12 protein-coding genes are annotated in these 12162 nt (G+C 43.1%); 10 read left to right on the top strand and 2 right to left on the bottom strand.

Translation table 11 applies throughout. The features are described from left to right. From ftsY to rpoH, 4 genes are all read left to right on the top strand, one after another. Positions 1-1018 (top strand): signal recognition particle-docking protein FtsY (gene ftsY, locus PSF42_RS06425; protein WP_272679645.1); only part of this gene is annotated, 1018 nt, incomplete at its 5' end. Between the two features lie 6 nt (positions 1019-1024). After that, positions 1025-1690: a cell division ATP-binding protein FtsE gene (gene ftsE, locus PSF42_RS06420; RefSeq protein WP_004258545.1), complete on the top strand. Its 666-nt coding sequence runs from the start codon at positions 1025-1027 to the stop codon at positions 1688-1690. Continuing rightward, on the top strand, positions 1683-2660 hold the full coding sequence (ftsX, locus tag PSF42_RS06415; protein WP_125890480.1) for a permease-like cell division protein FtsX: 978 nt from the start codon (positions 1683-1685) through the stop codon (positions 2658-2660). Before ftsE ends, ftsX begins: the two co-directional genes overlap by 8 nt. Before the next feature lie 257 nt (positions 2661-2917). Then, entirely contained in the window at positions 2918-3796 is an 879-nt protein-coding gene (rpoH, locus tag PSF42_RS06410) for an RNA polymerase sigma factor RpoH (protein ID WP_125890479.1), read from the top strand. A gap of 110 nt (positions 3797-3906) precedes the next feature. On the opposite strand, the gene PSF42_RS06405 is transcribed toward rpoH, so the two are convergent. Then, on the bottom strand, positions 3907-4293 hold the full coding sequence (locus tag PSF42_RS06405; protein ID WP_125890478.1) for a VOC family protein: 387 nt from the start codon (positions 4291-4293) through the stop codon (positions 3907-3909). Next, complete coding sequence (gene panM / locus PSF42_RS06400) at positions 4280-4693, bottom strand: aspartate 1-decarboxylase autocleavage activator PanM (protein WP_125890477.1); 414 nt, start codon at positions 4691-4693, stop codon at positions 4280-4282. Before panM ends, PSF42_RS06405 begins: the two co-directional genes overlap by 14 nt. A gap of 379 nt (positions 4694-5072) precedes the next feature. On the opposite strand from panM, the gene PSF42_RS06395 reads away from it, so the two are divergent. The 6 genes from PSF42_RS06395 (at position 5073) to hutU (ending at position 12131) form a co-directional block, all read left to right on the top strand. Continuing rightward, positions 5073-6182 (top strand): branched-chain amino acid ABC transporter substrate-binding protein, encoded by a 1110-nt coding sequence (locus PSF42_RS06395; protein ID WP_125890476.1) that lies wholly within the window; start codon positions 5073-5075, stop codon positions 6180-6182. 102 nt (positions 6183-6284) lie between these two features. Continuing rightward, the gene (gene livH / locus PSF42_RS06390; protein WP_125890475.1) at positions 6285-7211 is read left to right on the top strand and encodes a high-affinity branched-chain amino acid ABC transporter permease LivH; all 927 of its coding nucleotides are present in this window, start codon (positions 6285-6287) and stop codon (positions 7209-7211) included. Continuing rightward, on the top strand, positions 7208-8479 hold the full coding sequence (locus tag PSF42_RS06385) for a high-affinity branched-chain amino acid ABC transporter permease LivM (protein ID WP_102137978.1): 1272 nt from the start codon (positions 7208-7210) through the stop codon (positions 8477-8479). The genes livH and PSF42_RS06385 overlap by 4 nt, the downstream gene beginning before the upstream one ends. Next, positions 8476-9255, top strand: a complete 780-nt coding sequence (gene livG, locus PSF42_RS06380) for a high-affinity branched-chain amino acid ABC transporter ATP-binding protein LivG (protein WP_213914276.1) — start codon at positions 8476-8478, stop codon at positions 9253-9255. Before PSF42_RS06385 ends, livG begins: the two co-directional genes overlap by 4 nt. Further along, positions 9255-9956, top strand: coding sequence for a high-affinity branched-chain amino acid ABC transporter ATP-binding protein LivF (livF, locus tag PSF42_RS06375; RefSeq protein WP_272679644.1), 702 nt, complete (start codon positions 9255-9257; stop codon positions 9954-9956). The genes livG and livF overlap by 1 nt, the downstream gene beginning before the upstream one ends. A gap of 507 nt (positions 9957-10463) precedes the next feature. Beyond that, a complete protein-coding gene (gene hutU / locus PSF42_RS06370; RefSeq protein ID WP_125890473.1) occupies positions 10464-12131 on the top strand; it encodes a urocanate hydratase in 1668 nt (555 codons plus the stop codon). Positions 12132-12162: the final 31 nt, after the last annotated feature.

Below are 12162 nucleotides of genomic sequence, written 5' to 3'. Positions count from 1 at the left end.
GGCCGCCGAAGAAGCGAGAATTGCAGAGGAAGAAGCTGAACGCTTACGTTTAGAAGAAGAAAAAAATAATTCACCAACAGAGCAAGAAAAACCTAAAAAAGAAGGTTTCTTTGCTAGGCTAAAGAAAGGGTTATTAAAAACTCGACAGAATTTAGGTTCGGGTTTCTTTGGGCTGTTTTCAGGTAAAAAAATTGATGATGACTTATTTGAAGAGCTCGAAGAACAATTATTGATAGCGGATGTCGGGGTTGATACCACGCGAAAAATCATTGATAACTTAACGGCGCATGCGAGCCGTAAAGAACTCAAGGATGCAGAAGCGTTATATGGCAAATTGCGTGAGGAAATGTCTGATATTTTAGCGAAAGTAGATAAACCACTCGTGATCGAAGACAAAAAACCCTATGTTATTCTTATGGTTGGTGTTAATGGGGTCGGAAAAACGACAACAATTGGTAAATTAGCACGTCAATATCAATCAGAAGGAAAAAGCGTCATGTTAGCTGCGGGGGATACTTTCCGTGCAGCTGCTGTTGAGCAACTTCAAGTATGGGGTGAGCGCAATAAAATTCCTGTGGTAGCCCAACATACAGGCGCAGATCCTGCATCGGTTATTTTTGATGCGATTCAATCAGCGCAGGCGAAAGGGGTGGATGTTTTAATTGCAGACACCGCTGGGCGCTTACAAAATAAATCGCATCTGATGGAAGAGCTGAAAAAAATTGTCCGAGTGATGAAAAAACTCGATGAAAATGCTCCCCATGAAATTATGTTAACGCTAGATGCAAGTACTGGACAAAATGCGGTAAGTCAGGCCAAACTTTTTGATGATGCAGTCGGTTTGACGGGTATCACATTGACTAAGCTCGATGGCACAGCAAAAGGTGGCGTAATTTTCTCTATTGCCGACCAATTTGGTATTCCAATTCGTTATATTGGTATTGGTGAGGGTATTGAAGATTTACGTCCATTTAAAGCAGATGACTTTATCGAGGCTCTATTTGCCCGAGAGGAATAATTTTCGATGATTCGCTTTGAACACGTTAGTAAAGCTTATCGCGGTGGCCGCCAAGCACTCCAAGGGGTTGATTTCCATCTTCAACCTGGAGAAATGGCATTTCTAACAGGCCACTCAGGCGCAGGTAAAAGTACATTACTTAAACTGATTTGTGGTATTGAGCGCCCAAGTGCGGGCCATATTTTATTCAATGGTCATGATATCAGCCGCTTGAAAAATCGAGAGATCCCATTTCTGCGCCGGCAGATCGGGATGATTTTTCAGGATCATCACTTGTTATTTGATAGAACCGTCTATGACAATGTGGCGATGCCATTAATTATTTCTGGCGCCAGCACGGAAGATATTCGTAGGCGGGTTTCTGCGGCCTTGGATAAAGTCGGGTTATTGGACAAAGCTAAAAACTTTCCAATTCAGTTATCTGGAGGGGAGCAACAGCGTGTCGGTATTGCCCGAGCCGTGGTGAATAAGCCAACGATGTTATTAGCGGATGAACCAACAGGTAACCTTGATGGAGAATTGTCTGAAGGGATAATGCGTTTATTCGAAGAGTTCAATCGTGTGGGGGTGACTGTTTTAATGGCGACCCATGATATTGCTCTGATTGAGCGTCGTAACTACCGTGTTCTTACACTAAGTGAAGGTCGTATGCTTGGAGGTCAACATGGCTAAGAATGTCCGTAAAAGCAAGCCAGTACGCGCCAAGCAATCGAAAAGCAAAGCATTAAAAGGGGGCTGGAAAGAGCAGTGGCGCTATTCATGGCTGAATGCACTCGCTGACATGCTTAGACAGCCTTTAGCGACCTTTTTAACTATTATGGTTATTGCGATTTCACTTACGTTACCAAGCCTTTGCTATATTGTGTGGAAAAATGTGTCGCAAGCCGCGGAGCAATGGTACCCAACGCCACAACTTACTGTTTATTTAGATAAATCTCTTGATGAACAAGGTGGGCAAAATGTGGTAACACAATTGCAGGCTCTGGATGGCATTGATCATGTGAATTACCTTTCTCGTGACCAAGCCATGAGCGAGTTTCGCAGTTGGTCCGGCTTCAGTACCGCACTCGATATGCTAGAGGAAAACCCACTGCCAGCAGTCGCAATCATTACGCCTAAAATTGATTTTGAAGGTTCTGATGTATTAACAACTTTGCGTGATAGAGTCAGCCAAGTCGATGGAATTGAAGAAGTTCGCATGGATGATAGCTGGTTTGCTCGGTTAGCCGCACTTACGGGCTTGGTTGGGAAAGTCGCTTCTGTTATTGGGATTTTAATGATTGTGTCCCTGTTCCTTGTAATAGGTAATAGCGTTCGGCTTAATATTTTTGCTCGCCGCGATACGATTAATGTGATGAAATTAATCGGTGCTACCGATGGGTTTATCATGAGGCCATTTTTAAATGGTGGTCTTGTATTAGGTGCATCAGGGGCGATTATTTCCCTAATTATGACCTTCTTACTTGTTTGGCAATTAGCTGACGGTGTGGCAAAAGTGGCCAGTGTATTCGGTACACAATTTCTGATTGAAGGGCTGTTATGGGAAGAATCTTTATTGGTCTTATTGTTATCCGCTATGGTTGGCTGGGTAGCGGCATGGTTGGCAACACTTCAACATTTACGACACTTTACACCTGAGTAATGAGTTGTTTTTCCGTCATTTTTATCAAAAGGTAATGATTTGATTGTTTTGTTACCTTTTGAATTTATTAACTATTTGTGTTAAAAGTGAACTCAGTCTGAATTGTTTTGTCTTACATTGACCTACTGCTAACAAATTTGTATATAATTTATTTAACGCGGTTAAGCTGGTAGACTAAAAGTGTTTACTTCATGCGTTAACCAAAGTGGTTATTAATACAAACTAATCTATTTCCTATTATTTTATTGAGGATCTGAATGACCAAAGACATGCAATCATTAGCTCTTGTTCCACAAGGAAGTATTGAAGCCTATGTTCGGGCTGCTAATGCTTACCCGATGCTTACCGCTGAGGAAGAAAAGGAACTTGCTGAACGGCTGCATTACCATGGTGATCTGGATGCTGCAAAGCAACTGATCTTATCGCACTTGCGCTTTGTTATTCATGTTGCTCGTAGTTATGCAGGGTATGGTTTGCCGCAAGCTGATTTAATTCAGGAAGGTAATATTGGCCTGATGAAAGCTGTGCGTCGTTTCAATCCTGAGGTTGGTGTTCGCCTTGTTTCCTTTGCGGTTCACTGGATCAAAGCTGAAATTCATGAATATGTTTTACGTAACTGGCGAATTGTCAAAGTTGCAACAACAAAATCGCAGCGTAAACTGTTCTTTAATTTAAGAAAGAATAAAAAACGTCTTGGTTGGTTTAACCAAGACGAGGTCGATATGGTTGCCCAAGAGTTAGGTGTAAGTCCTAAAGATGTACGTGAAATGGAATCACGTATGGCTGCACAAGATATGGCATTTGATATGTCAGACGACGATGACAGCAGTGATTTTGGTGGCCCAGTGGCCCCAGTCTTATACTTACAAGACAAAGCATCAGATTTTGCTGGCTCAATTGAAGATGATAATTGGGAAAGTCATGCGACTGACCGCCTAGCAGAGGCGTTAGACTCTTTAGATGAGCGCAGTCAGGATATCATCCGAGCTCGCTGGCTAGACGATGACAACAAAACCACGTTGCAAGAACTTGCTGATAAATATGGTGTTTCAGCAGAACGCGTTCGTCAGCTTGAAAAGAACGCCATGAAGAAGTTACGTTTGGCGATGGAAGAAGACGAAGACAGCGAAATGTGATTTATTACTTGCCAATTCGTTGTTCATTAAAATTATCTGCATTTATTGCCTGTTAAGAGGTGGATAAATGCAGATAATCATTTCTACTTTTACAATTTTTAATTGTTCAATTAATCACTGTATAACTCTAGCGGTAAGCCATCTGGGTCTGTGAAAAATGTAAAACGCTTTTGCGTGTAGGGGTCAACCCGTATTGCTTCACAAGCCACATCTTGTTCAGTTAAATAAGCGACCCATTTATCTAAATCATCGACACTGAAGGCTAAATGACGTAGCCCTGTGGCTTCGGGGTAACTTAGTCTCGCTGGTGGATTAACAAAACTGAATAACTCAATTTGGTAATGCTCACCAAAGGCTAAGTCCGCTTTCCACGAATCATTTGCTGGACGGTAGTGTTCTTCAAGCAAATTTAATCCCAAAATACGGCAATAAAAATCCTTACTGACTTCAAAATTGGATGCAATTATTGCAACATGATGAATTCTATTTAGTTTCATGCTGTTTCTCCCAGATATCAGGCAGTGTGGTGGCATTGAAGCCATGAGCAGTCAAAAATAGCCGCATCACGTTTTTTTCTTGCGGTGCAACTCCGTTAGTGTCGAATTTCCATAGTGTAATATTCGGGATTGCTTGGCAAATTTCTGCTAATAAATATGAACCGACACCTCGTCGACGAGTGATTTCTCGAATATAAAAATCCTGCATAGTGGCTGTATTATGTTCTACGGTAATTTTTGCGGCGCCAAGAAGGCGGTCATTAAAGCGGGCAGCATAGATCTGTTGCCCAGTTGCAAGCTGTTTTGCTAGTAGTGCTTGGCTCTGGTCAGGCCAGATTTTATGTAAGTCCAGAGATTGTTGCTCAGTAGGATTGACCAAAGGGATAATCGTGAGTCTCATGATATTTTGTCTGTTTCCCTGTAAGAGTTGCAGTCACTCATCCTGCCAGAGTGATCTACAACCGATTTTTTGATTTTAGAGAGAAAAATTTGGTGATACTGAATTTTCCGAATTTCACTCGGATTAATTTAAATTTAACCCGAATATAACACTAGTATTTACAAAAAAACCACTTTAACACATCAGTTTTTTATTCTGCATCTAATGTAAAAACCTGCCATATCCATTTGCTATTTAGCATAATTATCTTGTTTAATGTTATGAAATATATAGCCTTATTCGCTGTATTTTGAAATATCAGGCATTGTACCTGTCAACCATAATAATCTACTACAAATCAAACACAAACACTCAGAACCATGAAGACGGGGACGATAAAATGAAGAATATGAATAAAGCATTATTAGCGGGCTGCATTGCGATGGCATTCAGTTCTGCAGGATGGGCAAAGGAAATTAAAATAGCGGTTGTTGGCGCAATGTCAGGACCTGTAGCGCAATATGGTGATATGGAATTTACAGGCGCACGACAAGCGATTGCGGATATTAATGCTAAAGGTGGCATTAATGGAAATACATTAGTTGCTGTTGAGTATGATGATGCTTGCGACCCAAAACAAGCGGTTGCGGTCGCAAACAAGGTCATTAATGATGGTATTCGCCATGTCATTGGGCATTTATGTTCCTCTTCAACACAGCCTGCATCCGATATTTATGAAGATGAAGGTGTCATTATGATCACCCCTGCGGCCACTAATGCAGATTTAACCACCCGTGGCTACCAAATGGTTCTGCGTACAACAGGTTTAGACTCAGACCAAGGTCCAACTGCGGCGAAATATATTATGGAAGATATTAAGCCATCTCGTATTGCTGTTGTTCATGATAAACAACAGTACGGCGAAGGCCTAGCACGTTCGGTACGCGAAAGCTTAAATAAAGCGGGCGTCAAAGAGGTGATGTTTGAAGGGGTAACTGCAGGGGATAAAGATTTCTCTGCATTAGTCGCTAAACTGAAAAAAGAGAATGTCGATTTTGTTTATTTTGGCGGTTACTACCCAGAAATGGGGCAAATTTTACGCCAAGCGAAGCAAGCTGGCTTGAATATTCGCTTTATGGGGCCTGAAGGCGTCGGTAACTCTTCATTATCGAATATTGCAGGTGATGCATCTGAAGGCATGTTGGTAACTTTACCAAAACGTTATGACCAAGTCGCAACGAACCAACCTATCGTAGATGCCATTAAAGCGAAAAAAGAAGACCCAACAGGACCATTTGTTTGGACTACTTATGCTGCGATCCAAGGTTTAACGACGGCAATGGAGCGTACTGGCAGCATCGAGCCTGAAGATTTGGTGAAAGACCTGAAAGCAAATCCAGTCGAAACGGTTATGGGGACATTAAGCTGGCAGCCAAACGGTGACCTGAAAGGGTTTGAGTTCGGTGTATTTGAGTGGCACAAAGATGGGACTTCCACCTCTGTAAAATAGTACTCAGCAGTGTTCCAGCATAGTGAATAAGAACCGGAAGTGAGTTAATTGCTTCCGGCTTCTGCTCTCTATATAGGACAGGTAGTTAGAAAGGATAGTCTTATGTCAGATCAAATTCTCTATTTTATTCAGCAGCTTCTGAATGGTTTAACCCTTGGCAGTACCTATGCACTGATAGCCATCGGATATACGATGGTATATGGCATCATTGGGATGATTAACTTTGCCCATGGCGAAGTGTACATGATAGGCAGCTATGTCTCTTTTATTGTGATCGCAGGCTTGATGATGCTCGGGATCGATATCGGCTGGATCCTTGTTGCAGCGGCCTTTATTGCCGCGATTGTGGTCTCTAGCACCTATGGTTGGAGTATTGAACGGGTTGCTTATCGTCCAGTTCGCCATTCTAAACGTTTGATTGCACTGATCTCTGCGATCGGGATGTCTATTTTCCTACAAAACTATGTCAGCCTGTCACAAGGTTCGCGTGATTTAGCCCTACCCAGCTTGATCACCGGGCAATGGGTTCTGGGTGAAAGCGATGGTTTTGAAGCCACGGTGACTAAGATGCAATTGACCATCTGGGTGGTTACCGTGCTTGCGATGTTAGCTTTGACGCTATTTATTCGCTATTCAAAAATGGGAAGAGCCTGTCGAGCATGCGCAGAAGATCTTAAAATGGCCAGCTTGTTGGGCATTAATACTGACCGTGTTATTTCATTGACCTTTGTGATTGGTGCAGCCATGGCTGCTGTCGCGGGGGTGCTATTAGGGCAATTTTATGGCGTGATTAACCCATACATTGGTTTTATGGCAGGAATGAAAGCATTTACCGCCGCGGTATTAGGGGGGATTGGAAGTATTCCTGGTGCGATGCTAGGTGGGTTGATCTTAGGCGTTGCGGAAGCAATGACTTCTGCATATTTAAGCACGGAATATAAAGATGTAGTGTCATTTGGTTTATTGATTGGTGTGTTATTGATCATGCCAACCGGCATTCTGGGACGCCCGGAGGTCGAAAAAGTATGAGAAAAGAAAATTGGATTAATGCCATTGTAGCTTCAGTGACTTTTTTTGTATTGGCATTGTTTATGATGGGGCTGCAGCTCGCGCTGGATGGCACGAAGCTGGTTGTGACCGTTGGAGACTCAGTGCGTTGGAACTGGATCATTGCAGGTATTGTTGTGATCTTTGTGTACCAATTGGTTCGTCCAACCTTAAGAAAAGTGTGGCAAGGCGTTCCTAAGAAAGCGTGGGCTATTCCTGATTTTGATGGTTCGACAACGAAGCAAAAAATCCTTGCGGTTATAATTATTATTGCTGCAATTATTTGGCCGTTTATTGTTTCTCGTGGAAGTGTGGATATCGCGACCTTAACGCTAATTTACGTGATGTTAGGGCTAGGCTTAAACGTGGTGGTTGGGTTATCTGGCTTACTGGTTTTAGGCTACGCAGGCTTCTATGCGATAGGGGCTTATACCTTTGGTTTATTAAATCATTACTATGGTTTTGGGTTCTGGGAAAGTTTACCGATTGCAGGATTAACCGCTGCATTAGCGGGCTTTTTATTGGGGTTCCCTGTTCTAAGGCTACGTGGGGACTATCTCGCAATAGTGACACTTGGGTTTGGGGAAATTGTTCGTATTTTATTACTGAATAATACCGAAATCACTGGCGGGCCAAATGGGATCAGCCAATTACCAAAACCGACTTTTTTTGGTTTGGAATTTAGCCGTACAGCAAAAGATGGTTGGGATACCTTCCATAACTTTTTCGGCTTAGATTACAGTCCTGGCGACCGAATTATTTTCCTGTATTTTGTCGCTTTGCTATTAGTGGTTTTAACTTTGTTTGTTATCAATCGGTTACTGCGTATGCCATTAGGCCGTGCGTGGGAAGCACTACGTGAAGATGAAATTGCTTGTCGTTCATTAGGGCTAAGTCCAACTCGAATAAAATTAACGGCATTTACTATCAGCGCAGCCTTTGCTGGGTTTGCAGGTACATTATTTGCTGCACGGCAAGGGTTTATTAGCCCAGAGTCTTTTACTTTTGTGGAATCGGCATTTGTGTTAGCCATCGTCGTTTTAGGAGGAATGGGCTCACAAACTTCCGTTATTTTAGCTGCGATTATCTTAGTCGTATCAAGGGAAATGATGCGTGACCTTAACCAATACAGCATGCTGCTATTAGGGGCATTAATGGTATTGATGATGATCTGGCGGCCCCAAGGCTTATTACCAATGAAACGTCGTCAAATGCAGGTGAAAAAAGTCCCTGAAGGGGAGGGCGTATGAGCCATAACACAACGCCTTTGCTCCAGGTGAATGGTTTAACGATGCGTTTTGGTGGGTTACTTGCTGTCAACAATGTTGAGTTAACCATTAACCAAGGGGAAATTGTCTCACTGATTGGCCCGAATGGGGCGGGGAAAACCACCATTTTTAACTGTTTAACGGGTTTTTATAAACCGACCAGCGGCACTATTTTATATCGTGAAAAGCACCTTGAAGGGCTGACTGGGCAGGCGATTGCTCGTCTTGGAGTGATAAGAACGTTCCAACATGTGCGGTTATTCAAAGAAATGACGGTGATTGAAAATCTCCTTGTTGCACAGCATCAACATTTAAAAAGTGGCATTTTTTCTGGATTATTGAAAACGCCTGCATTTCGTCGTGCAGAATCAGAAGCGCTTGATAATGCAGTAAAATGGTTAGAGCGCATAGATTTACTACCATTTGCAAACCGACAAGCTGGAAATTTAGCTTATGGGCAGCAGCGCCGGTTAGAAATTGCTCGCTGTATGGTAACTCGCCCTGAAATTTTAATGCTAGATGAACCTGCTGCGGGGCTTAACCCTAAAGAAACCAATGATTTGGATGATTTAATTGCCGAACTACGTGCTCATCATAATGTTTCCATTTTATTAATTGAACATGATATGAAATTAGTCATGGGAATTTCAGATCGCATTTATGTGGTGAATCAAGGAACGCCATTGGCCAATGGGACGCCAAGTGAAATTCGTCAACATCCTGATGTGATAAAAGCCTATTTGGGGGAAGCTTACTGATGCTTGAATTTAAAAAAGTGTCTACCCATTATGGAAAAATACAAGCGTTACATGAAATTAGCTTGAATATCCAAAAAGGTGAGATTGTGACCTTAATCGGAGCAAATGGTGCAGGGAAAACAACGTTGCTCAGTACCCTTTGTGGAGACCCGCGTGCATCGGAAGGTCAAGTCATCTACCGAGGGGTGGATATCACTCAATTGCCCACTTCGAAAATTATGCGTGAAGACATTGCAATAGTGCCAGAAGGGCGGCGTGTCTTTTCTCGTATGACCGTGGAAGAGAACCTCGCCATGGGGGGCTTTTTTGCAAATCGCCAACAGTACCAAGAACGTATTGAGCGGGTTTATAAGCTGTTTCCAAGGCTTTATGAACGCCGAAATCAACGTTCAGGAACGATGTCAGGTGGAGAGCAACAAATGCTAGCGATAGGCCGTGCTTTAATGAGCCAGCCAGAGCTGCTGTTGCTTGATGAGCCGTCCCTAGGCCTTGCCCCCATTATCATTATGCAAATTTTCGATACAATTCAACAGCTACGCGAGGAAGGCATGACAATTTTTCTTGTCGAACAAAACGCCAACCAAGCGCTGAAACTCGCAGACCGTGGTTATGTGTTGGAAAATGGGCATATTGTGTTGGAAGATAGTGGAAAGGCGCTTTTAGCCAATGAAGCAGTAAGAAGCGCGTATCTCGGCGGCTAAAATTTTCGTCATGGTTATAATCCACTTGGGTTATCTGTTGATGCAGGTAGCCCATTTTTGTTTCTGGCGTATACCATTTTGAGCGGTACGGCATGGGTCTTCTCGCTATACATCGTTGCTACGTTCTGTGAGGCGACTCGCAATTTCGCTATTTGCTTGTTTCTATGTAAAAAATTAAATGTATATACAACTTTTTCTCTATAAACAGAGATCTACTTGTTGTTGTATAACTCCCTAGGTATTCCAATCTTCACTCTTCCTGCAAAAATTCAAATTTAAATGTATATACTTTGTGAAGTAAATGTATATATATTTGAGTCATAGATAAACATCGTCAATGAATAAATAGTCTCGAGTGAGTTAATATAAGATTAATTATTTGATTTTTAATCAATTAATGGGTTTGAAAATACATGTGCAAAGCCACTAACTAGGTATCTCGCAGATTATTATAAATAAAATTGTTAATTTAACGTTAATTAGAAATGGATGATAGGGGATACAACCATGTTAAATCGTACTGACTCAACTCGAGTGATCCGCGCACCGCGTGGCAGTGAGAAAACCTGTAAAAGCTGGCTGACAGAAGCGGTATACCGCATGCTGCAAAATAACTTAGACCCAGATGTTGCTGAGCACCCTCAAAGCTTAGTGGTCTATGGCGGCATCGGCCGTGCGGCACGTGATTGGGAATGCTATGACAAAATTTTAGAGGTACTAACAACGTTGGAAGATGACCAAACTTTGCTAGTGCAGTCAGGTAAACCTGTCGGTGTGTTCCCTACCCATCCAGATGCGCCGCGTGTATTGATTGCAAACTCAAATATTGTTCCTCACTGGGCGAATTGGGACCACTTCAATGAGCTAGATCGTAAAGGCTTAATGATGTATGGCCAAATGACGGCTGGTTCTTGGATCTACATAGGTTCTCAAGGGATCGTACAAGGCACCTATGAAACCTTTGTTTCGCTGGCGAAGCAGCACTTTAATGGCAACGCAGCGGGACGTTGGATCTTAACGGGGGGTCTCGGTGGAATGGGGGGCGCACAGCCATTAGCTGCAACGATGGCGGGTTTTAGCATGATAGCGGTGGAATGTGATGAGAGCCGTATTGATTTTCGCCTAAGAACGCGTTATGTGGACAAAAAAGCCACGTCTCTTGATGAAGCATTGCAATACATTGAAGAAGCCAAAGCCAATGGCCAGCCAGTTTCTGTTGGGTTATTGGGTAATGCGGCGGATGTATACAGTGAACTGGTAAAACGCAATATCACCCCAGATTCAGTCACTGACCAAACGAGTGCCCATGACCCAGTACACGGTTACTTACCACAGGGTTGGACTCTCACCCAATGGCGTGAAAAACAACAAACAGCGCCAGCTGAAGTGACGACAGCCGCGAAAAAAAGTATGGCAGTCCAAGTTGATGCCATGTTAACGATGCAAAAACGCGGCTCAGCAGCCTTTGATTACGGCAACAATATTCGCCAAATGGCAAAAGATGAAGGCATTAGTAATGCCTTTGATTTCCCTGGCTTTGTTCCTGCTTATATCCGACCACTGTTTTGTGAAGGTATTGGCCCATTCCGTTGGGTTGCGTTATCTGGCGACCCAGAAGATATCTATAAAACAGACCAAAAAGTAAAAGAATTATTACCCGATGACAAACACTTACATAATTGGCTCGATATGGCTCGTGAGCGTATCGCATTCCAAGGGCTTCCTGCACGAATTTGTTGGGTAGGCTTAAAAGACAGAGAAAGATTGGGTCGTGCTTTCAACGAAATGGTGAAAAGTGGCGAGTTAAAAGGCCCAATTGTGATCGGCCGTGACCACTTAGATTCAGGCTCTGTTGCTAGCCCACACCGCGAAACGGAATCTATGAAAGATGGCTCTGATGCGGTATCAGACTGGCCGTTATTGAACGCATTGTTAAATACCGCAGGTGGTGCAACGTGGGTTAGTTTACACCACGGCGGTGGTGTTGGAATGGGCTTCTCACAGCACTCAGGGGTCGTTATTGTCTGTGATGGTACGGATGCAGCTGATAAACGTTTAGCTCGCGTTTTACATAATGACCCAGCAACAGGCGTTATGCGCCATGCGGATGCAGGTTATGACATCGCCATTAACTGTGCGAAAGAGCAAGGGCTTAATTTGCCTATGGTGAAGTAATGCCGTGTGCCAGCTGACGTTGAGCTGGCAT

Origin of the sequence: Providencia sp. PROV032, from assembly GCF_028484875.1 — a bacterium.
GTDB lineage: Bacteria > Pseudomonadota > Gammaproteobacteria > Enterobacterales > Enterobacteriaceae > Providencia > Providencia rettgeri_E.
The sequence above is the reverse complement of the archived record's forward strand: the minus strand, read 5'-3'. Positions and strand labels throughout refer to the sequence as shown.